Source organism: Streptomyces sp. NPDC023838, from assembly GCF_040639555.1.
In the GTDB taxonomy this organism is placed as follows: Bacteria; Actinomycetota; Actinomycetes; order Streptomycetales; family Streptomycetaceae; genus Streptomyces.
In genome coordinates this window covers 19,096-38,271 of the sequence record NZ_JBFAAD010000047.1, presented here as the reverse complement: position 1 = coordinate 38,271, position 19,176 = coordinate 19,096, and the positions used below count along the sequence as shown (strand labels likewise).

Genomic DNA, 19,176 nt, shown 5'->3' with positions numbered 1-19,176 from the left:
CCGGTCCGGCCGGCAGATGGAGTGGCCCGCCGCGAAGGCCGGCCTCTGGCACAACCCCGTCAGCTGGACCACCCGCAGCGACGTCGCGCTGCAGCTGCGCCCCGGGACAGCCGCTGTGCTTGGCGGCTTGACGGCTGTCCGGGGGCCCACCCATCCCGTACGAGACGGGACGGAGAACCCAGGTATGTCGTCCCTCCTGCGCGTTCACGGCCGGATCGGCCAGCGCACCCTCTTGAAGGGCCGGTACGGGGCCGGAGAACGGCTGCGAACGGCGCGGGTGTTAGTTTCCTTCCCGTGTTAAAACACCAGGACGAGACCAGGGCGGCCTACGACGGGGTCGTCGAGCTGTATGCGTCGATGTTCGCTAATCGGTTGGAGACTCAGCCGTTCGCACGGAACATGATCGGCACCTTCGCCGAGCTCGTGCGTGGCACGGGGAACCTGCGGGTAGCCGACGTCGGGTGCGGACCCGGTCATCTGACGGCCATGCTGCACGACTTGGGGCTGAACGCCTTCGGGCTCGACCTCTCCCCGGCCATGGTCGCCCACGCGCAGCGGGCCCATCCGGCGCTGCGGTTCGACGAAGCGCGAATGGAAGCCCTGCCAGTCGAGGACGGCGCGCTCGGCGGAGTGCTGGCTCACTACTCGATGATCCATACCCCACCTGGAGAATTGCCCGCGCTGCTCGCCGAGCAGGTGCGTGTCCTGGCACCAGGGGGCCTGCTCCTGGTGTCCTTCTTCGGGACCGAGGGACCGGAGCCGGTCCGCTTCGACCACAAGGTGGCGCCCGCCTATAGCTGGCCGGCGGAGCAGTTTGCCGAGTTGCTGGCCGGAGCCGGCCTCGTCACGTTCGCCCGGCTGCTCCACGACCCAGCGTCCGAGCGGGGCTTCCTCGACACCCACTTGCTGGCCCGCCGCCCGTAGGGCGTGGGTCGTGGCCCGGGTCGGGGTGGTGTAGATCATCCGCGTGGATGAGGCCCGGCTGACTTGAAGGGCCTCTTGCCGTACTGATTCGTGTCGCGATCCGGCTGAAGCGGGGCATGCCGAGATCGATCACTTGGCGTTGGCGGACTTGCGCTGCATCGAGCTGGGTGAGCTTCTCCTCTGCGCTGGCGAGGCTGACTTGGAGTCCTTCGATCTCACCGAGCCATCCCTCCTGTTCTGCTTCGGTGATTCGGGCGATCAGGTTGTCGCGGACCTCGACGAGACGGTGTCTCTGAGCCGGATCCGGCCGGAGCACGGAGCATCGGACACACGCGTGTTCGTGGACGCAGGGAGTTCCGAATGCGCGTGCGCAGATTCCGATGGACAGTTTGCGTCGCTCGAAGTGCCCGAGGAAGGCATCCCATTCCTCGTTGGTGGGGGTTCGGTACTCCTCGCTGGGCCGGAGTGCTCGGCGCCGGGCGATGAACGCGCGATGGGCTTCGACAGCCTCGCCGGGGGAAGGAGCGCAAGTGCTACGGACCGACCAGCAGTGCGGCCAATTCGCCTCGGCTGCTCGACTGGTGCAGATCACTGACCTGGCCGTCACCGACTTCGACGACACGCCACACCCCGTCCGAGCGAAGGGCCACGTCGGTTGTGACGAACCGGCATCCTAGGCGCCGCACTGCCGGACCGATGTGATCAAGATCGGGCACCAGCCCGCGCCCAAACGGACTGTCCGGATGGGGCGTCAGCAGCCTGGGTTCACCATCGAGCCACCACACGCGCACTTCAGACGCGACGGACTCAAGCCGCGAGAACGCCTCGAAGGCGCGGAGGACGATCCCACCAGCCAGGAATTCCTCCTGCAATTCTACAAAGCGCTGCACGACCCGCGTCAGCTCCACGGCGTCGGCGAGATCGGGAATGAAACACGCCTGCTCCCACTCGTGCTTGCGCGATTTGACGTAGTCCTTCACGATTCCCGGGCCCGGCAGCAGGGGCTCGGCGAGAGCAGTCAGATCGTCGGCGGTCAGCATCTCACCGGGCTTCGTGGGACGCCACACGCTCGCGGGCGTGATATCGACGAATATTGCATGCCAGCCTGGCAGTTCGTGAGCGGTGCGGTACTGCTGCGCTGTCACGAGCAGCTCGGTACCACGTCGACTCAGGGCCTCAGCCAACGCGGCGTATCGATCGCTGGGAATCATCCAGCCTCGGTACCAGGCACTTCCCAGTCCAGCCGGAACTTGTGCAACTGCCTGCTGCGCGTCGCCCTGCAACAGCGCGTCGTGGTCGATCAGCCCTACTTCCCCGCCACAGGCGCGGACCTCCCGAGCTTCCAGTGCGAAGTGTTCGTCTACGCGTCGAGGGTTCAACGAATCACGGCAGTACAGGACGGGCGTCGGCATGACCGACACGCTACGGAACCTCCAGCTCTCGGGCCACGGGTTTCGCGCTGCCAGGCACGGCATCTTGCCAAGTGCAGAGAAAGAAGCGCCACCAACGCAGCAGGGCCATTCCGTACGACCGGATCGCGGCTGCTGACTTGTCACAAACCCGCAGCTCCGCGAAGAAGGCGGCCACGGGTCCGATCTCGAGCCCGTCCGCGTCGAGGAGGACAAACGGCCTCCACCGATCTCCCGTCTCCGCCAGCTGTCCGGCCTCGGGCAGCGCGAAGCTCGCTAGCTCCCTCTCAAGATCACGTTCAAGCATCCGCGGAAGCTCGCAGAAGGGCCGCCTGACCTGCGAAAATGATCGAGTGGGTTCAGTCAACGGTCCGTCGTCGTGCTGCACCTGCCCCGCGGCCGCCGCGAAGTCCGCCTCGCGCAGCTGGTGCGGACGCTGCGCATTCCGGTGGCCCTCGACGACAGCCAGGCCGTGGACGTCGCCGCCCCGGCCGGCGCTGCGGCCCTGGACGTGATCGGTACCCGCGACCTGTCCGTGGCGCAGCGCGCCGCCGACGCCGCCCTCTACGACGGCAAGCACTCCGGCCGCGCCGTCCTAGCCACAAAGGAGCACGCCAAGGTGCCGTCCCTCACGGGCGACGCGCGGCCGGCTGGGCACGGCGATGCGGGGGCGAGCCGCATGAGCATCGCCACCCGGCCCGAGGGCGACTGGCGGACAGATCCCGCCTCGCCCCTCCCAGCGGGACCGCCCGGCCGGCTCGACCAGCCTCCGCGGAATTGATCCAGGAGATCAGGTCCTGGATGTCGTCGTTCATGGCCTTGCCCTTGCGGGCATTGACGCTGGACGGGCGCTCGTGGTGAGCGCAGACGAGGCTGGAGGGGAAGAGCAGGGGGAGCTCGTGCAGGCTCTCGGCAAGCGCGATGGCCGCGTGAACCACGATGACCACGACCCATGGCCTCAAGGGCTCCGTGAGGCCCGTGCTGTCCGGTGCACGGTCGAAGCCGCAGTCCTGGCCGAGGTGGCTGCCCGCGCGGCTGGCCGCAGTCCGCCGACGCCCGGCAGAGCGTCGAACGCCGCGCGGGTCCCTGGGTCGGCGGCGACTTGGCGGATGGACTCAGGAGGTGCCGCCACCTCGACCTCCAGACCACGAGCTCGCGCGAAGTCGGCCATCCGCGTATCGGGCTCGACGCCGAGCACGGCGCAGCCGGCGGCCTGGAACTGGCGGCCTGCGATGCCGGTGCCGCAGCCGACGTCGAGCACGTCGGGCCCGGGGCTTCCAGCGACGATCCGCGCCACCAACGCTGCGGGACGGGCCGAACGGGCTGACCAGCCGGGCAGTCACCGACGAGGCGGGCTGCGCCAAAGGCGTCCTGCACCGGCACTTCACCGACTTCGACGCCTTCCTCGCCGACCTCGTGCTCGACCGGGCCGCGCAGCTTGAGAGGCAGGCGAGTGCGCTGCGCGAGACCGCCGGTACCGGCACGGTGGCCGACAACCTCACCAGCGCGCTGACCACCCTGTTCGGACCGATTCCGGTGGCAATCATCCCGCTCATCACCTTCCGGGACGAGCTGCGCACACGACTACGGAAGGCGAGGCTCGGAGGCGGCATCGCGATCCTCGCCCAGGCCACGACCGCAATCTCCGCTTATCTGGCCGCCGAGCGTGAACTGGGCCGCATCGCGGCCGACGCCGACATCGACTCACTCACCCTCTCCCTGGTCGGTGGCGGGCATCTCCTGTTCGCAGACCGCGACCCCGGCCCGCCGGCCACGGCAGTCGTCAACAAACTCGTCACAGCGGTCATCGCCGACGCCGTGCAACGACGACCGGCCTAGGAGAGGCACTACGCCGACCGGGCAGCGGCCGAACCAGTGAACCTGAAGCCACGTCAACCCGCCCTGACCAGCTAGTCAGCCGCTCCCGCGCAGCAGGGGAACCTGACATCACAACAGATGTCCCGGCCTGCGGCAACGGCCGCGCGGGCTCCGCCCAGAATGTCGGGGCGGGGCCTCTGCGTGCGGGAAGGGGAATCCGCTCCGGGCGAGCTCGGGCGGCAGGAGAGCCGATCGGCCCGCTCGTCGTCGACTACCACAGCTCACCGGCGGAGCGCGCCGAGCCGGAATGGCAGGCAACCCTGGACGCCCTCCAGGCTCTGCCCGAGATCGGCAGCGAAGCGCCGGTCGGCTACGGCGGCTTGTCGTTCACCGCTGCCGCCTTCGGCGGGGGCTTCGTGTACGAGGCCCTGGCCGGGGCGGCCGGCCAGACCACCATTCGGATCGAGTTCCTGCTCCTGTGGGACGACAAGGAAAACAACCGCCAATCCGGTCTCGCATTGGTCGACGCCTGCGCCTCGAAGGAAAAGGTGTTGTAGACCTATCCGGGCCGGCATAACCAGGTTCCCCGATTCGAGGTCGACAACTCGGCCCGGTTCTTCGTCCGCATCTCGGCAGGTTCGGCACGTCACAGACCTGACCTGACGGCGGTTCGGAGTCCGGCTTCGGGCCGGTCGCCGATACCGCTGCCACATATCGACAGAGCGTCCGAGCACAAGGAACCGTGCCCTTCCGCGCCGCGCCTGTCAGGGACACGGACTGTCCTCGCGGCCAAAGACATAGGGGCGCCCCTCGCCTTCCGCTCTTTCCTCCTTCCTGCACCGGGCGGCCCATGGGATTCACTCCCGTGCCCGGGCGCGACCGAAATTCCAGACCTCCCACGGCCCGCCATGCGGTTTCCGTGACGCAGTAGTGAATATGGTTAGCGTGGCGTCAACCGTTGAGTGATCGTCGGTCCGATCCGCGCTGGCCGTTGCCGCGGAGAGGGCTGCCATGGCCGAAAAGAGAATGCTCATGCACTTCGTTTCCCGCCGTACTCGCCTCAGCAGGGCCGTCGTAGCGGCGTGCGGGCTGTCGGCGTTGCTCGCCGCCTCCGTGACGGCCGGCTCCGGTGCTGCTACCGCCGAGCCGCGTCCCTCTGGGGACAACCCCTCCGACAGGGGCGCGGTCATCACACTCAGGACCGCCAAGGTCGGCGCGCCCGGTAATCCTTCGGTGGGCATTGTCCCGTTCAAGGACGCCCTGTACCGCTCATGCGCCGAAGCTCCCACCCCGAGCAAGTGCCTGAGTGTCGGCGGCGTGCGCTATGGCTACGAGATCGGGCAGCTCGAAGTCACCGTGAAGCAGTGGGTGGCGTTCCTGAATACGGCCGATCCCGAGGGACGCAACCGCCTCGGTCTCTATGACGAGATTGAGAGCTCGTCGGCATGGCCGAAGTACGGCCAAATCGACTTCTCCGGCAGCGCCCACAGGGGCAGCCACTACTCGGTGGCCTTTCCGGAGTGGGCGGACAAGCCGTATGGCTTCGCAAACTTCCTGAGGGCGGCACGCTTCGTTAACTCGCTCTACAACGGCCGACTGATCTCCAAGAAGGCCAGTAGCAACGGCCGCTTCAGCTATGTCACTTATCAGGTCGAACTGTCGACGCGGACCGAGCGCGGAATGTACGACTTGGCCCGGCCGAATACGACCCGAGCCCACAGCTCGGGCTTCGTCCTGCCGAGTCAGGATGAATGGATCAAGGCGGCCTACTACGACCCGCGCGGCGGAGGCACCTACTCCTACTGGAAGTACCCGACCAACCCGGGAGTCTTCGGCGACGGAGACGCGACCGCCCCCAACCCCACCACCCTCAACCCCGCCACCGGCGACGTCACCAACGCGGCGACCCAGCCACTGGCCTCGTACCACGCGAGCGGAAAGCCGGCTCCGAGCTGGTGCCCTGGACAACTGCAGCCCGAAGCCTGCTCCACCGTCAACCCATTGGGACTTGACCCCAGCACCTACGCCGAGGTCTACCAGGGCAGCCTCAGCACGGTCGGCGGGGCGAGGACCACCTCGCCGTGGGGCACTCTCGACCAGGGCGGCAATGCGGTCGAGTGGACCGACACGATCACGGCACCCCCCGCCGGGCAGAGCTCCCTGCGGGTGTGGCGGCGGCTCCACGGCGGAGTCTCCAACGCACCGGCCTTCCAGATGTGGCCCTCCGCCGTCGGGCTGCAGCCGCAGGACAACGTGTTCTACAACCACACCTATCCGTGGCTGGGCATCCGGATCGGGGTGATCGGCGATCTGAAGCCCGGCAAGTCCTATGGTGTGGTTCGAAAGTAGCGTCGTCCGCCCGCAGGGCGGGCCCGGCGGCGTCTGGTGCGTGCGATCGCAAGGCGGAGGGTCGCCCCGATACTGGTTGTTCGGGGCGATCCCGACAACGCGGCAAGCGTGCGTGCCGAACGCCACCGGGCAGACGGGACTTTCGAAACACGCCCCAGGACTGCAACGGTGTTTGCCGTGACGGTTTGCCGGTTTCCGGTGGTGTGTGGCCGCGTCGTTTGTCGTGGCTGGTGCGGGCTTGGAGTTGTCGTCTGCGTCGCCGGTGTGACCCGTGCAGGACGTGGTCGATGTTCGGGTGAGGGCGGGTGAGCCGGCTCATCAGTCGTCGTAGTTCGGGAAGAGTGAGGCGGATGAGCTGGGAGGATCCGTTTCTGCTTTGTCGGTGTCGAGTTCGCGGGCCCGCAGGACGGTGAGACAGGCGTGTGCGGCCATGGCGAGGGTGACGTGGCGATGCCAACCCTCGTAGCGGCGGACTTGGTAGTCGTCCAGGCCGCACTCCTGAATCGCGCTCTGGAAGCATTCCTCGACCGCCCACCGGCTTCCCGCGACGTGGATCAGCTCGCCCAGGTGGCGTCGGCGGGACAGTAGGCGATGCAGTAGGAGATCTCGTCCGGTCTGCGGACGCTCCGGCGGGCGATCACCCGGTGGCGGCGGTCCTCGCGGTGCCAGGGCCGGACTTCGACCCCTGGCCCAGTCGTAGGTACCCGTCCGTCGCGGGAAAGGTATATACGCGCTTGACGTGGGGCCCGGCCGTCTCCGGCCGGGCCCCACGTCAAGCCGCGTCGTTCACCGCGGTCCTCACACCAAGGAGAACCCGCCTACCAGCGGTACCAGCGGCCCCGACGGCCGCTGCCGTCCGCGGCCCGGGCGACGAAGCCCAGCAGCCACACGGCCAGCACGATCACGGCGATCCACCACAGCGCCTTCAGCGCGAAACCCGCACCGAAGAGGACCAGAGCGAGCAGAAGTACCAGAAGAAGGGGAACCATTGCTATCAACCTCCTGACCACCGCATGCCCTCACACCGCTCCCACAAGCCCATGAAAAAGTGAGTTTCCGCAACGGTGTGCAGGACATACCCGCAGGCGCCCTGCCGCCGCCACGGCATGTTGCGCGCCTGCGGGCCGACACCGTTCGTCCTCCGCTGCGGGGCGGCCGACGGCCGGGCAGCGCCTGCCGCCTGCCGCCTGCCGCCTGCACCGCACCCCGGCCCTGGCCCTGGCCCTGGCCGCCGGTCCCGGTCAGCAAGTTAGGGGTTGCACCGCCGACTACGTATCCCTGCCTTATGCACTGAGCCCCCGGGGCGGCGGCCCACGGTACTTCTAAGGCCCCGCATCCGTGAGGATGGGGCACTCTCCCGATGCCCCAGGACCCCCTGGGAGACGAGAGTTGGGGCATCGCAGGAAGCGATGACCACCAACTCAAGCCCCTCCGAGGGGCCCCAGGGAGCCGAAGATGTTCGAGTACCGGATGTACAAGGTGAACGAGGCCGAGCTGCTCCGCGAGGCCGCCGCCCAGCGGCTGGTCGGCCAGGCCCGCGCCGCCCGCCGCAACCGGCGGCACACCGGGCACGAAGCCGAAGGGCGGGTGAGCCACCTGCGCGACCTGCGCCACCGCTTCGCGCACGCCGCCTGAACGGGATGACCACGGGCGTCGATCCGGCTCTGCGAGCGGGGCCACGAGCTGTTCGGCCAGGTCAGCTCACGAGTGCGGCACCCGCCCGAGTGCCGCCGGACACGGTGGTGGACCCGAGACGCCGGACCCGCTGAACCGACTGCTCACGCCGAATGCCGCGCCGGCGGCAGCTGGACGGAACGGACCGTAGCGGAACGGGACGGGACGGTCCCGCGCATCTTCAGGAGCCCCCTGCGTCCCGAGCCTTGTGCCACAGGAATCGGCGCACACCGCGGCCGGCCACCGAGCACTCAGACGCCGCGCCGGAGAACATGGCGGCGCCCACGCGTGCGCCTGAGCGTGATCACTCTTGCGCACACCCTGACAAGGGTGTTATGCGTGGCCGCGCTTTTTTCAGCCACCCCCTTGTTTGCGCTTGCGCACGCCCCCACCAGCCCCTTTAACGTCATTTCGGGGCGACGGAAGAGAGTCGCACGAGACCACGGGGGAGTACGTGTACGCGCAGAGCTGGCAGCGGTTGCTGGACCAGGCGGGGCCGGGCGGACAGCAGTCAGGCATGTCACTGGCGTCGGCGGGACCGGCGGGTGGCGCGGCCAACGGTGGCCCTGGCGTGCTGAAGCACAGCGCCAAACCATGGTCGGACGCGGCGGGCACGGTGCACAGCCTCCAGACGGACACCGCCAAGGCGAAGAGTGCTTTGGCCACGGCCCACGCCGGTGCCCAGGCGGGCACGGCCGGACTCTCCAGCATGGCCGCGCTCACGTCCGTACTCACCTCGTGGGAGAAGCGGCTGACGGCCGTCCACACCGAGTGCGGCGCACTGGAACCGGCCCTGCGTAAGACCGCGTGGGCGCAGGGCGAGGTGGACGCGGGTGTGAAGTCGGCGCTCGCCCAGTACTCCGGGAAGCGGTGACGGCCGTGCTCACCTGGCAGCAGCTGCGCGACCTCAAGTGCGCCGAGCTCCTGGAGGCCGCCGACGGCTGGGGCGCCGTCAGCACCCAGGCCGACGCGGCCCGGGACCGGATCAGCAACGAGATGATCCACGCTCTGGAGGCCACGCAGAAAGGCATGGCGTCCCCGGCCGCCGTCAACCGGCTGCGCCGCCTGGACCGCAACTACGACTACATCCGCACCGAATGCGGTCTGGTCCGTACGACACTGAGCTCACTCGTGTACGAACTGATCGGCTTCCAGGGCCAGTTGAAGGACGCCCTGGACGACGCCGCCAGTCTCGGGTTCACGGTCGCGGCGGACGGATCGGTGAGCTACCCCGCCGGCGGCCAGAACACGGTCACGGACAAGCCGAACCCCGGCGGCAGCGCCAGCGCCGACACCCCACTCATGTCCCGCCCACCCACCCTGAGCACGCCCCACCCGGGCCTGATCGACCCCAACCCCAACCAGGCCAAGGCCCAGGACATCGCCGACCGCATCCGCCGGGCGCTCACGGCCGCCCGCGAGGCCGACGAACACTTCTGCACGGCCCTGAGCAGGCTGAAGGCCGAACCCGGGCTGGACGTCACCGACGCGACGTGGAGAGACGCGGCGTCGGACCTGGCGGCGGTACGCAAGGTCTCCGGTGACCGCCTGAAGAAGACCATCCCGACGAACGCCACCCCCGCCGAGCGCCACGAGTGGTGGACCCACCTCTCCCAGACCCAGCGCGACGAATACCTCACGCTCTGCCCGGACGTCCTCGGCAACCTGGACGGCATCCCGGCCCTCGCCCGCGACGAAGCCAACCGCGACAACCTGCAGATGCTGATCGGCAAACTGTCGGGAGAGGACAACGAGGCGGCGCGGGCCAAGCTGGCGGGGATGCGGTCGATCGACCAGCAGCTCAGCGCGGGCAGCGAGCCCCCGATGTATCTGCTGGGCATCGGGGACCAGGGCAACGGCCGCGCCATCGTCTCGTACGGCAATCCCGACACGGCGAAGAACGTCGCCGCGTACGTTCCGGGGCTTGGCACCAGTCTCGACACGCACTTCGCCGAGAGCGACCTGAAGCGGGCGCGGGAGACCGCGCTTGGTGCCAAGGAAGCGGACCCCGACCATCCCACCGCTTCGATGGTCTGGCTCGGGTATGACGCTCCCCAGCTACCCGCCGAACAACCCCTGGCCAACGCCGCCGTCGCGTTCGACTACAACGCCAAGATGGGCGCTTCCGCGTACAACGGGTTCATGGCGGGAATCTCCGCCACGCACGAGACGGGCGATCCGCATGTCACCGCCGTAGGCCACTCCTACGGCTCGCTCACCGTCGGCCTCGCCGCTCAACGGCATGGTGGCATCCCCGGGGCCGACGACATCATCCTCGTGGGCAGCCCGGGCACGGAAGCGAAGACCGCCGACGAGCTCGGAGTCGGGCGGGACCACGTGTATGTGGGCGCCGCCAAGAACGACATCGTGACCCAGCTGCCCAGCAGGAGCGAAGCCACCGGAATCCTGCTCGGCGGCCTTCTCGGCGGACCCGGCGGTGCGCACATCGGCCACGAGATCGGCCACGCTCTGAACGACGTCCCCGACGAGCGCTACTTCGGGGCCGACCCAGCGAGCCGCGAGTTCGGGGCCAAGCGCTTCGCAACGGCTGACGGGCCGCTGCTCGTCAGCCCCGACGCGGATACGGTCGACAAGATCAAGCACCTGAAGAGCCCAACGGACCTGGGCGCCCACTCCAACTACTTCGATCCGGAGAAGGATGCAATGTCGGCAAGCAACATCGCGCTCATTGTAGTAGGCAAGGGCGGCAAGATCATCACGGCGGAGCCCCGATGAGTTCCCTCCTCCGCTCGGTCACCGTGATCCTGCTCTTCATGACTGTCGTCGGCTGCGGAGCACTCCCCAGCGGCCCATCTGAAGGAAGGAAACCGACCATGGACATGCGCCAAGGTGCCGAGCAGGCCGATACGCTGCTTCAGCAGACCTTGCGGAGCATCGCTCCACCTCTGCGCTGGAACCACGGGCCCTCGAACGACATCGCCTGTAGCAACATCCTGGGCAAGGCCACCGGCACCGGCACCGTAAAACGCCGTATCGCCATCCTGACCAAAGTGTCCGCCGAGCGGCGGGGCAGCCTGCTCGGCATCGTCGAGCGCAACTGGAGGAACTGGGGTTACAAGATCAACGGCGTCAACCCCGACAAGGAAATGCCCGCCATCTTCGCCACCACGCCCGACGACTTGCAAATCACGCTGCAGGTGGGCGCCACAGGCCAGTTCATCTTCTCCGCCGGTACTCCCTGCCTCACCCAGACGGGCAACATTCCCGACCCCACCACCACCCCCAACACCCCGCAGCGCGACGTCCCCTACCCCGCCCCCGCCGACATCCACGACGACTTCTGGTCAGCCACGCCAACGCATACGTGAACCGGACGGTCCCGGCCGAAGCGTCCCCGTAGCCCGACAGGTGCTGTGGGGCATCACTCCGCCCCTGCGCTGGGACCACGGCCCCTCGAACGAGGCTGCACGCTCTTGGACAGAGACATCGACGACACCTCATAGCCATTGCGCTGGTACAAGGCAATGGCTGCCGTGTTGTCCCCGAAAACGTTCAAATTGAGCGAGGTCATGCCCTCACGCGCAACGAGTTCCTCAGCGGCGGCGAGGATGGCAGACCCGTACCCATGGCGCCGGAATGGGGCGAGGACGTTGATGTCGTACAGCCAGGCCGAGTCCGTGGTGGCCGTTGCCTGACGCGGGTCCGGGCCGATCCACGCGTTTCCCACGACCTCGCCCGATCCGTTCTCCGCCACCACAAGATGATGACCAGCCGTGTCACGCCCGTCCGGGAGAAACCGGGCCGTGCCCCGCTGAGCCCGCTCTCGCGCCAGCTCTGCCGGCATGAACTTGCCCAGTTCACGGGCCGTCTCGGCTTCACGATGCTCAGTCGCCGCGTCGTACTCCGACGGCGTCATCTTCCGCAGCGTCACACTCCGCGCGTCCATGCCACCATCTTCAGCTGACTGCCGGTGACAGCGATACCGAGTTTCCACACCCGAAGGGTCGCCATGCGGCCGGTACACCAGCGCACGGCCGACGAAGCGTCGTCCGGACCCCGGATCAGAGACACACCTCTGGGAACCACGGGTCGCAAGCCACACCCTCACAACTGGCACCCCGCCCGCTGCACGATCGCGTCAGGGTGTCCGTGTGTCGGGTATGTGGTACGCGATTCCTCCGGTGGCTGGCCCACTCGCGCGTGAGGGTCCAGCCCACAAGCCCACTGCCCGGCCCGAGCACCGAAACCCTCCCGACCCGGCCCCGGACGGCCACCGGGCCGGAAGAACACCCGCGGCAGGGTTCTGGTAGCCCTCCAGCCACCCATCGATTCTTCCGGCCGTTCCCACGCAGCAGGACGCCCGTTGTTTTCCCAATGTTCGGGCGGGGGTAGTTCTCCGGGCATGCGTGATTTAGTGCGGGAGCAGTACTACCGGCATCGTGCCCCGGTCTACGACGAGACCAGTTATCGCGGCGACCCCGTGGTGAACGCGGGCCTGGACCGGGAAACCGCCGACATCGGCAAACTGCTGACCGCGCTGCCCACAGGCCGAGCGCTCGACGTGGGTTGCGGGACCGGGGTGTGGACCCAGTTTCTGCGCGATCCGGTCGTTGCCCTGGACCAGAGCGCGGAAATGCTGGACCTGACCCACGCCCGGGCGCCGTGGGCTCAGCAGGTCCGGGCGCTGTTTCCCCCCCTGCCGTTCGCCACTGGAGCCTTCGACCGCGTCGTCACCGGGAACTTCTACGGGCTGCTGCGGCCCGCGGAGCGGACCGCATTCCTCGCCGAGGCACGCCGTACGGCGCGCGAGCTGATCGTGATCGACCTACGCAGCGGCAGCGACCTCCACGAGGAGACGATGGAGCTGCGCTCCGTCGCCGACACCACATACCGCATCTTCCGGCGCCGGTTCACCCCGCAGAGCCTGTGCTCGGAGCTGGGCGGCGAGGTGACGTACGAGGGGGCCTACTTTCTTGCCGTGCGGGTCATGTGGCCAGTGGTGTCTCGAGGGTGATCAGGTGCGATTCGCCTGCCGTTTCCCCGTCGTCGGGGACGGCGAACATCCGCAGGACACGCCCGTCGGTCTCCAGGTGCACCGCGTTGTAGGTGACCACTCGGCCGGCCGGTGAGAGTACGGCCACCGGCGCTTCGTGCTCGATGCGGCCGGTTTCGATGTCGATGACGGCGATCCCGCCGAGGCTGAAGACGCCGGTCCCGGGCAGCGGGTATTCCGCGATGCCCGTGCACACCATGTGGCCGCCGCCGGCGGTCACACAGGTCTGGTAGTCCACGAAGTGGCTCTTGTTGTCGACCCGGTGCATGAGTTTCCCGTCGACGGTGAAGGTGAGCAGCTGCCTGGAAGCCCAGGTGACGGCGTGCAGCAGACCACTGTTGCGATCACGCACGATCCCGCCGATGTGGTCGTCGAAACGGAAGGCCTCCCGCACTTCCAGGCTATCTGGGTCCACCCGGTAGACGATGGAATGGGAGTTGGGCCGGTATTCCGCAGTCGGCACCCACAGCGATCCGCCGTCGAAGTCGATACCCCCCGGGTGGTAGATGGTTCCTTCACCCAAGCTGACGCGGCCCAGTGCCGCGCCCTCGCTGTCCGTGACGAACACGTGCCCCTGCCCCTGGCCGGGGGTTCGGTCGTAGCCGTCCACGGGGCCGTCATGGAAGCGGGTCGCCTCGGTGATCTCCGCCGTCGACACGTACAGGCGGTGGTCATGTCCACGCGTGACGCCTTGAGGGTGGTGAACGGGGAAGTCCAGCGGCACGCGCCCGACCACCGTCCAGGGCGTGCTGCGGGTCAGCTGCCACACCGCCGCGACGACGGCTTCATCGGAGTCGTCACACACATCTGCTTTCAATGAATCTGAGGGGCTCATAACCCGGTGAACGAGGCTTCCCCGGGCCCGTAACGGGGAGCGAGGCCCCTGCGGGCCAGGCCTTGGCCACCTTCATCGAATGTGCGTCGGCCGCACGTTCCGCCCGGACCTGCGGATCAAGTGTGGACGATCACGTAATTCCCCAGGGTTACGGTCACGCAATTCCCCAGGGGCTGTCCGGCTGAGGCGGTCCAGGCGAGCCGCCGTGTCAGTCCGCTGCCGTGTGCTCGGTCGGGAGTGAGAGGCGGATGCGGCGCCGTGCCGGGTCTACTTCGGCGATCCGTGCCGTCAGCTCGTCGCCGACCTGGATGTCGCGGTCGCCGCCCAGCTGTGACAACTCGGAGTTGTGGAGTAGACCGTCCATCCCGTCATCAACGCTCACGAACACTCCGAAGGGGACCAGCCTCGTGACGCGTCCCTGCAGGACGCTGCCGACCTGATCGACCCATGCCAGCCAGGGGTTCGGCTGGAGGGCGATGAGGGACAGGACAGCCTGCCCGCGCATCTCGGCGTCCACGCCCAGGACTGCCGCGGTCACCCGTTGGCCCATCGTCACGACCTCTCCGCAGGAAGAGATCCACTTCCACGAGACCTCCGGTGGAGGAATGAAGCCCACCGAAGGCTCGGGGGCTCCATCAAGGTCCACGAAGACGCCGAAGTTCTCGATCGACGTAACCACTCCCGAGCGTTCGTCCCCGCGACGGAGTGTCGCCAGGAACTCTCTCAACACCGGGGAAGGAAGCGGATGGGTCATGGCTGCGACCTTATGCCACCCCTAGTTCGAGCGGCCCGCGTACCAGTGGACGACGTCCGGCGATCGCCGTCCCCCTGGGGAATTCCGTGAACGTCAAGGTGGGGAATTACGTGACGCCAACACCGGTCTGGGTGGGGAATTGCCTGATCGCCGACATCAAGGAAGTGTGGCGCGCACCCGGTCTGCGATCTCACCTGGCACGGCAGTGGGCGGGCGACCGCGCGCACCGTCGGCCTGGCCGACCGCCTCGATGTGCGAACGCGGCTGACGCGTGCGGTGCGGGTCGCCGACTCGACGTGCGGATCGCGCTCACCTGCGACCTCGTCCGTGCCCTCGCACACTTCTTCAGCGCCAGGGCGACTTCCCGCCGGCCCACCTTCCTCGGCGTCCACCGCCAGGTGGTGCAAGCCCGGTGGCGGCGCTCTCAGCAACCCCTGCCACCAGCCGGGGATGGTGAGCGATGCTGCGAGTCTTCGGGCAAGTGCTGCCGCGTTGGGCGTCCATCGAGTCGTCCACCTCGGGTATGCGAACGGCGGCAAGGACGCCCCTGTGCTCCCTGACCCTCCCGCGCCGACCGGACGCGTCCGGTTCGCCGAGGCGGACACGGAGGCGGCGGGGCGACTCGCGGAGATCCTCAAGGCTGAGCAGGCCGACGTCCTGCTCAGCTACGACGTCAACGGCGGCTACAGGCTCCGGGCGGGGCGCCCTGGCCGTACTCGGCCAGTCCGCGGGCATGTCCTGAAAGCGCGTGAAGCTGGTCTCGCCGTCGGCGCCCGACTCGGCGGGCCGGGCGCCGCAGCCGCCGCGTCAGGCCGGTGAGGTGTGCGCTCCGGCGAAGTGCCGGGCGAAGAACCGGACCGCGCTGTCCGCCTCGTACCGGGGCAGTTCCTTGTGCTTGCCCGAGTTCACGTGCAACGACTTCTCCTTCGAGGCGAAGGCGTCGAACAGCGCGAGGCCCTCCTCGCGCGAGATGTGCTCGTCGTCCCACTGCAGGTCGAACTCGATCGGGATGGTGATCTGCTTCGCCTTCTCGGCCAGGACGTCGGGCCAGTGCTGGCCGAAGACCGCGGCGGTGATCCTGGGTTCGATCGCCACGAACGGTATGCCGATCGCGGTGCCCATGTTGATGCCCCAGAAGCCGACCGGACCGTCGGTGCCGATCTGCGGGAGTTCTTGGAGGGCGTCCAGGGTCGCCTGGTACTCGGGCACGGCGAGCTGTGCCAGGTGGTCGTTGTAGCGCACGACGATCGGGCCTTCCGGCTCGCCCGCCGCCCTCGCCCGGAACAGCTCGGCGATCTCCGCCTCGTCGTGCGCCGTGCGCGGCCGGTCGCCGTGGCCGGGCGCGTCGATGACGGCGACATGGAAGCCGCAGCCGGCCACGAGGAGGCGGGCGCGGCCGGACATCGCCGGGTGCTTCTTGTGGTTGCCGCCGCCGTGGGCCATGAGGATCAGGGGCGCGCGATCAGCCGTACGGGAGGACGGCGACCAGAGGACGCCGGGGACGTCGCCCACGGTGAAGTCGCGTTCGAGGATGCCGTTCGACGAGGACTCGGCGGTGAACTGCAGAGAGTGCATGGGTGTTGCCTTTCGGGAGTGCCTTGTTGTCGAGGCGCTCCCGGCGACACCTACGTCAGTCGCCGGCCGTGACGGCAAGGGGGAGCACCCACATCGATACAGCGTTCATGGGTCTCACCTCCTCGGGCGGTGTCACGGGCAACTGGAAGCTACCAGAACGATGATCATCCCTTCAATCCCTTTCCCCATCCCCATCCCCATCCCCATCACTGATCACTGATCACTGATCACTGATCGCTGATCGCTGATCACAGCCTCAGGCAGGCCCTACGTGGCGGGTACCCGCACAGCAGCCAGCACCGGCAGGTGGTCCGTGGCTGCCCGCAGGTCTCGTTCCGAGATCCCGGGCAGGCCCATCGGCACCCCGCAGCCCAGCACCTCAACCCCGGGTGTGGCGAAGACGGCGTCGATCCGCTGCAGCGGATCGCCCAGCCGGGTGGTGTGCTCCCGCCCCCACGGCTTCGTCGCCCAGCCGTCCTGCAGGGCGCCCGCGAGCAGGCCGAAGGTAGGGCCGTCGGGCCGGTCGTTGAGGTCGCCCGCGGCGACGGCGTACGGCACGTCCAGGGCGGACAGCCGCGCCAGGAGCAGCCGGCCCTGCTCGTGGCGCTCGTGGTCGTTGATGCTCAGGTGGCAGCTGAGTACGCCGAGCCGGGCTTGGCCGAACCGCAGCACGGCGGTCGCGAAGCCGCGCTGGTGCAGGCCGGGGGTGCGGGGCAGCAGGACGTCCTCGGTGCGCTCCACGTGGGCGCGGAGCGAGGAGAGGATCATGGGGCCGGAAGCGGTGGCGCCGCCCGCGACGTACACGAGTCCGCAAGACCGGGCGAGGCGGGCGGCGGCCTTGCGCCAGCGGAAGAACCGCGGCCCCTCCTGAACACAGACCACGTCAGGCCGGCAGGCGCGGATCACCCGGGCGAGTGCCTCGACATCATCACGCATCGAACGGATGTTGTAACTCAGTACCCGCACCACCACGCTGCCATCCGGCTCCGTCACCGACATCGGCAGATCCTCCACACCATCCCCCTACCGATGGTCCGCCCGGACGGGATCGTGCCGTCGCAGGCGTAACAGCCCGTCATGGGGTGCCAGGCACCCGGTCATTGGGAATGGGCCAGTTTACTTGGAGTGAGTGAGTGAGTGAGTGAGTGAGTGAGTGAGTGAGTGAGCGCGTGAGTGAGTGTGTCTGCTTCTGTCGCCAGGCGGTTTTATGTACGACGCGACGCGACGCGTCACTTTCCGTCGGTGATGTAGTAATCGTTCTTGAGGTATTCCAGGGTGTAGCTGCCGAGGTCGCTCTCGGAGAAGGTGGCGGAGGCCCTGACCGCTTCGAGCGGCATCTCGATCCTGTCGGGCGTGCGCACGGCGACGCGCTGCGGATCGACCGTCGCGGTTTGCAGGGCCTTCTTCTGCGCGGGTGAAATCATCTGGAACACAACGACGTAGGTTGACGTGCACGGACCGAATCCCTTGTCCTGCGCCTTCTTCGCGCCGGGTCCGGCCACTTCGCAGACCGTGTGGATGTCCTCATGGCCGAGGGCGTGGAGGTACTGCTCGTACCGCTGGATCGCGCGCTCCTTCGTCCTGGGCGCGGGCTGGTTACGGGCCGGGGTGGACGACGGGTTCCCGGCCCGAGCGGATGCGGACGCGGACGCGGACGCGGTTGCGGACGCGGTTGCGGACGCGGATGGCGTGGCCAACGGCTCTTTCGCCGGCGTGGACGCGGACGGCTGCGAAGGCTTCGCGTCCGCGTCCTGCTTCGATTTCTCCGGACCGCACGCGCACGCCATCAGCGCCACGCAGGCCGATACCGCCACGCTCACCGTCGTCCGCGTTCTCATACAGCCCCCTCCACCAACCGACCCCACATCAAGAGGTCACGCAGGACCCTGGGGAACGGTTCCCGAGCCGGTCCAGGAGATGCGACCGGGGATCGTCCTCGGCGCGGCCGCCGCACCGGCCGCGCCGGCCTTCGCCCCCGGCGGCCGCCGCCTCGTACCGGCGAGCCGTCTGCTCCTGCTCGGCGCACTGGCGTGCCCGGTTCCCACCGTGCTGAGCCCGCGGCGTACCGGGGTTGTGCCGTGCTCACGCACCGCCGCCGGTCGACGAACGCAGCCACCGGTCGAGTACGGCGAAGTCGTCGTCGGTCAGGCCGTATCGCGGGTCGACGCGGTGCAGGAGGGCTCGGCCCGGGTGCTGGGCTTGCGTCCACGTCCGGTCCCGGTCGGTGATCTCGTCGTCGATCCAGGCGTACAGGCGTCCGGCTGCCCAGGTCAGGAGGGGTCGGGTCTTCCAGTGGAGGCCGTCGGCCGGGTCGTCGTCCGTGGGGTCCGGCCAGTCCACGACGGGCAGGTGCGGCAGGCCGAGCCAGGGTGCGATGCATTCGTTCGCGTCGGACATCCACGTCGTGGCCCACACCAGGGTGCACGGAAGAGCCAGCAGCCGGGGCCCGTACGCGGGGTTGATCCTGGTGATGAGCGGGTTGGAGTCGGCTCCTGGCCGCCCGTGGCAGTGGCCGGTGTCGTACGTCGGGTAGCCGTGGGGCATTTGGTCGGGCGTCGCGCCGAAAGGGATGAGCGGCCCGTCGACGTCGAGGAAGAGCAGGGGCGGCTGGGCATGGGCGGTCACGACTGAACCGTAGTCGGGGGCCTGGCCCGGGAAAGCCGCTCGAAGTCCTGAGCGCGGGGACGGACAACGGCCCTGGTCTCCGTACGGAGGCCAGGGCCCTTGTTGTTGAGCGCTGGGCAGGCCTTGCACCTGCATCTCCCCACAGGAAGTGGGGCGCCTTTCCTTGGACCACCAACGCCGGTCCCGCAGCCGCTCGTCG

General features: G+C 68.4%; 19 protein-coding genes and 3 pseudogenes. 10 read left to right on the top strand and 12 right to left on the bottom strand.

What is annotated here, in order from left to right:
• Positions 1-294 precede the first annotated feature (294 nt).
• Positions 295-924, top strand: a complete 630-nt coding sequence (locus AB0G17_RS34150; protein ID WP_361391029.1) for a class I SAM-dependent methyltransferase — start codon at positions 295-297, stop codon at positions 922-924.
• Between the two features lie 533 nt (positions 925-1,457).
• Here AB0G17_RS34150 and AB0G17_RS34145 read toward each other — a convergent pair.
• Together AB0G17_RS34145 and AB0G17_RS34140 are read right to left on the bottom strand one after the other, a co-directional pair.
• Positions 1,458-2,336 carry an ATP-grasp domain-containing protein gene (locus AB0G17_RS34145; RefSeq protein WP_361391027.1) on the bottom strand — a complete coding sequence of 293 codons (879 nt, stop codon included), beginning with the start codon at positions 2,334-2,336 and terminating at the stop codon, positions 1,458-1,460.
• A gap of 10 nt (positions 2,337-2,346) precedes the next feature.
• Positions 2,347-2,640 carry a hypothetical protein gene (locus AB0G17_RS34140; RefSeq protein WP_361391025.1) on the bottom strand — a complete coding sequence of 98 codons (294 nt, stop codon included), beginning with the start codon at positions 2,638-2,640 and terminating at the stop codon, positions 2,347-2,349.
• 72 nt (positions 2,641-2,712) lie between these two features.
• Between AB0G17_RS34140 and AB0G17_RS34135 the strand changes: the two genes are divergently transcribed.
• A complete protein-coding gene (locus AB0G17_RS34135; RefSeq protein ID WP_361391023.1) occupies positions 2,713-3,114 on the top strand; it encodes a hypothetical protein in 402 nt (133 codons plus the stop codon).
• A gap of 345 nt (positions 3,115-3,459) precedes the next feature.
• Here the strand turns inward: AB0G17_RS34135 and AB0G17_RS34130 are convergent.
• A pseudogene (locus AB0G17_RS34130) lies at positions 3,460-3,672 on the bottom strand (methyltransferase domain-containing protein); the annotation flags it as partial.
• Between AB0G17_RS34130 and AB0G17_RS34125 the strand changes: the two are divergent.
• From AB0G17_RS34125 to AB0G17_RS34115, 3 genes and pseudogenes are all read left to right on the top strand, one after another.
• Positions 3,636-4,172: pseudogene (locus tag AB0G17_RS34125) on the top strand (TetR/AcrR family transcriptional regulator); the annotation flags it as partial. The pseudogenes AB0G17_RS34130 and AB0G17_RS34125 sit on opposite strands and share 37 nt — an antisense overlap.
• Positions 4,173-4,531: 359 nt before the next feature.
• Positions 4,532-4,708 carry a hypothetical protein gene (locus AB0G17_RS34120; protein ID WP_361391021.1) on the top strand — a complete coding sequence of 59 codons (177 nt, stop codon included), beginning with the start codon at positions 4,532-4,534 and terminating at the stop codon, positions 4,706-4,708.
• 454 nt (positions 4,709-5,162) lie between these two features.
• Complete coding sequence (locus AB0G17_RS34115) at positions 5,163-6,500, top strand: hypothetical protein (protein WP_361391019.1); 1,338 nt, start codon at positions 5,163-5,165, stop codon at positions 6,498-6,500.
• 318 nt (positions 6,501-6,818) lie between these two features.
• On the opposite strand, the pseudogene AB0G17_RS34110 reads toward AB0G17_RS34115, so the two are convergent.
• Positions 6,819-7,183: pseudogene (locus tag AB0G17_RS34110) on the bottom strand (IS701 family transposase); the annotation flags it as partial.
• A 135-nt stretch (positions 7,184-7,318) separates the two neighbouring features.
• Entirely contained in the window at positions 7,319-7,489 is a 171-nt protein-coding gene (locus AB0G17_RS34105; RefSeq protein WP_361391017.1) for a hydrophobic protein, read from the bottom strand.
• Positions 7,490-7,955: 466 nt separating this feature from the next.
• Between AB0G17_RS34105 and AB0G17_RS34100 the strand changes: the two genes are divergently transcribed.
• The 4 genes from AB0G17_RS34100 to AB0G17_RS34085 all read left to right on the top strand — a co-directional run bounded on the left by AB0G17_RS34100 (position 7,956) and on the right by AB0G17_RS34085 (position 11,503).
• Positions 7,956-8,135 carry a hypothetical protein gene (locus AB0G17_RS34100; protein ID WP_361391015.1) on the top strand — a complete coding sequence of 60 codons (180 nt, stop codon included), beginning with the start codon at positions 7,956-7,958 and terminating at the stop codon, positions 8,133-8,135.
• Positions 8,136-8,745: 610 nt separating this feature from the next.
• Positions 8,746-9,048, top strand: a complete 303-nt coding sequence (locus tag AB0G17_RS34095; RefSeq protein WP_361391013.1) for a hypothetical protein — start codon at positions 8,746-8,748, stop codon at positions 9,046-9,048.
• Positions 9,045-10,910: an alpha/beta hydrolase gene (locus AB0G17_RS34090; RefSeq protein ID WP_361391011.1), complete on the top strand. Its 1,866-nt coding sequence runs from the start codon at positions 9,045-9,047 to the stop codon at positions 10,908-10,910. Before AB0G17_RS34095 ends, AB0G17_RS34090 begins: the two co-directional genes overlap by 4 nt.
• Positions 10,907-11,503 carry a hypothetical protein gene (locus AB0G17_RS34085; RefSeq protein WP_361391009.1) on the top strand — a complete coding sequence of 199 codons (597 nt, stop codon included), beginning with the start codon at positions 10,907-10,909 and terminating at the stop codon, positions 11,501-11,503. The genes AB0G17_RS34090 and AB0G17_RS34085 overlap by 4 nt, the downstream gene beginning before the upstream one ends.
• Before the next feature lie 53 nt (positions 11,504-11,556).
• Here the strand turns inward: AB0G17_RS34085 and AB0G17_RS34080 are convergent, their stop codons facing one another.
• Positions 11,557-12,081 (bottom strand): GNAT family N-acetyltransferase, encoded by a 525-nt coding sequence (locus AB0G17_RS34080; RefSeq protein ID WP_361391007.1) that lies wholly within the window; start codon positions 12,079-12,081, stop codon positions 11,557-11,559.
• Positions 12,082-12,537: 456 nt separating this feature from the next.
• Here AB0G17_RS34080 and AB0G17_RS34075 point away from each other — a divergent pair, with 456 nt between their 5' ends.
• Entirely contained in the window at positions 12,538-13,149 is a 612-nt protein-coding gene (locus AB0G17_RS34075) for a class I SAM-dependent methyltransferase (RefSeq protein WP_361391005.1), read from the top strand.
• On the opposite strand, the gene AB0G17_RS34070 is transcribed toward AB0G17_RS34075, so the two are convergent.
• From AB0G17_RS34070 to AB0G17_RS34045, 6 genes are all read right to left on the bottom strand, one after another.
• On the bottom strand, positions 13,121-14,023 hold the full coding sequence (locus AB0G17_RS34070; protein ID WP_361391003.1) for a DUF6454 family protein: 903 nt from the start codon (positions 14,021-14,023) through the stop codon (positions 13,121-13,123). The two genes, AB0G17_RS34075 and AB0G17_RS34070, sit on opposite strands and share 29 nt — an antisense overlap.
• Before the next feature lie 208 nt (positions 14,024-14,231).
• Positions 14,232-14,777, bottom strand: a complete 546-nt coding sequence (locus tag AB0G17_RS34065; protein WP_361391001.1) for a S1 RNA-binding domain-containing protein — start codon at positions 14,775-14,777, stop codon at positions 14,232-14,234.
• A gap of 807 nt (positions 14,778-15,584) precedes the next feature.
• Complete coding sequence (locus AB0G17_RS34060; RefSeq protein WP_361390999.1) at positions 15,585-16,352, bottom strand: alpha/beta hydrolase; 768 nt, start codon at positions 16,350-16,352, stop codon at positions 15,585-15,587.
• A 267-nt stretch (positions 16,353-16,619) separates the two neighbouring features.
• The gene (locus tag AB0G17_RS34055) at positions 16,620-17,351 is read right to left on the bottom strand and encodes an endonuclease/exonuclease/phosphatase family protein (protein WP_361390997.1); all 732 of its coding nucleotides are present in this window, start codon (positions 17,349-17,351) and stop codon (positions 16,620-16,622) included.
• A gap of 230 nt (positions 17,352-17,581) precedes the next feature.
• Positions 17,582-18,190: a hypothetical protein gene (locus tag AB0G17_RS34050; protein ID WP_361390995.1), complete on the bottom strand. Its 609-nt coding sequence runs from the start codon at positions 18,188-18,190 to the stop codon at positions 17,582-17,584.
• Positions 18,191-18,434: 244 nt separating this feature from the next.
• Positions 18,435-18,977: an HAD domain-containing protein gene (locus tag AB0G17_RS34045; RefSeq protein ID WP_361390993.1), complete on the bottom strand. Its 543-nt coding sequence runs from the start codon at positions 18,975-18,977 to the stop codon at positions 18,435-18,437.
• Between the last annotated feature and the right edge of the window lie 199 nt (positions 18,978-19,176).

Coding starts and splice junctions, on each gene's coding strand:
- AB0G17_RS34145 (WP_361391027.1), bottom strand. CDS start 2,336: ATGCCGACGCCCGTCCTGTACTGCCGTGATTCGTTGAACCCTCGACGC.
- AB0G17_RS34140 (WP_361391025.1), bottom strand. CDS start 2,640: ATGCTTGAACGTGATCTTGAGAGGGAGCTAGCGAGCTTCGCGCTGCCC.
- AB0G17_RS34115 (WP_361391019.1), top strand. CDS start 5,163: ATGGCCGAAAAGAGAATGCTCATGCACTTCGTTTCCCGCCGTACTCGC.
- AB0G17_RS34105 (WP_361391017.1), bottom strand. CDS start 7,489: ATGGTTCCCCTTCTTCTGGTACTTCTGCTCGCTCTGGTCCTCTTCGGT.
- AB0G17_RS34100 (WP_361391015.1), top strand. CDS start 7,956: ATGTTCGAGTACCGGATGTACAAGGTGAACGAGGCCGAGCTGCTCCGC.
- AB0G17_RS34085 (WP_361391009.1), top strand. CDS start 10,907: ATGAGTTCCCTCCTCCGCTCGGTCACCGTGATCCTGCTCTTCATGACT.
- AB0G17_RS34080 (WP_361391007.1), bottom strand. CDS start 12,081: ATGGACGCGCGGAGTGTGACGCTGCGGAAGATGACGCCGTCGGAGTAC.
- AB0G17_RS34075 (WP_361391005.1), top strand. CDS start 12,538: ATGCGTGATTTAGTGCGGGAGCAGTACTACCGGCATCGTGCCCCGGTC.
- AB0G17_RS34070 (WP_361391003.1), bottom strand. CDS start 14,023: ATGAGCCCCTCAGATTCATTGAAAGCAGATGTGTGTGACGACTCCGAT.
- AB0G17_RS34065 (WP_361391001.1), bottom strand. CDS start 14,777: ATGACCCATCCGCTTCCTTCCCCGGTGTTGAGAGAGTTCCTGGCGACA.
- AB0G17_RS34060 (WP_361390999.1), bottom strand. CDS start 16,352: ATGCACTCTCTGCAGTTCACCGCCGAGTCCTCGTCGAACGGCATCCTC.
- AB0G17_RS34055 (WP_361390997.1), bottom strand. CDS start 17,351: ATGTCGGTGACGGAGCCGGATGGCAGCGTGGTGGTGCGGGTACTGAGT.
- AB0G17_RS34050 (WP_361390995.1), bottom strand. CDS start 18,190: ATGAGAACGCGGACGACGGTGAGCGTGGCGGTATCGGCCTGCGTGGCG.